Raw genomic sequence first — 573 nt, 5'->3', positions numbered from 1 at the left:
ATTCCTGGGCCAGTGCGTAGCGGTCCAGCAGACGAGTGGCCGCCGCAGAATAAACCGCGCAGTTGCGACAGTGTATGTGCTCTTCAAGCAACGGGCAGGAACGATCACCGTGAATACCGATACGGTTCCAGCAGTCATCGATATCCAGGGCTTGGTCATGGGTAAGACTGGAAAAACCGGACACACCCGTCATCAATGGTTTCCTTGTTTATTCGCGCCACGTGCAGCACGGTCCTGCAAGCGCCGGGCCCCGGCACTGTCGCCCTGGGCGGCCAGCAACGCAGCCAGTTGGGCCAGCGATTCGGAGTGCTGCGGTTGCAGGTACAACGCCTTGCGATAGAAACCCTGAGCCTGCGCCACGCTGCCTTCTACTTCGCTGAGCAGGCCCAGCCAGTAAAACACCTGTGCAACCGGCTCATGCTGTTGCAGATAGCGCTCGCAGGCAGCCTGCGCCTCGGCACTTTTGCCTTCGTTGGCCAGGCCGGCGATCCTTTCGAGCAGCGCCGAAACCTCGCTATTGCCAGTGACAGCAACCGGCTTGACGATGGGCGCAAACGCTGCGGACGTTCGTGC

1 protein-coding gene and 1 pseudogene are annotated in these 573 nt (G+C 60.7%); both read right to left on the bottom strand.

The genetic code is table 11. The annotated features are described in order from the left end of the window. Positions 1–193, bottom strand: a pseudogene (locus ALO43_RS12095) (chemotaxis protein CheW); the annotation flags it as partial. Then, a partial coding sequence (locus tag ALO43_RS12090) for a tetratricopeptide repeat protein (RefSeq protein ID WP_157062286.1) occupies positions 193–573 on the bottom strand: 381 nt, incomplete at its 5' end. The pseudogene ALO43_RS12095 and the gene ALO43_RS12090, both read right to left, overlap by 1 nt.

The organism is Pseudomonas tremae (genome assembly GCF_001401155.1).
In the GTDB taxonomy this organism is placed as follows: Bacteria; Pseudomonadota; Gammaproteobacteria; order Pseudomonadales; family Pseudomonadaceae; genus Aquipseudomonas; species Aquipseudomonas tremae.
The sequence above is the reverse complement of the archived record's forward strand: the minus strand, read 5'-3'. Positions and strand labels throughout refer to the sequence as shown.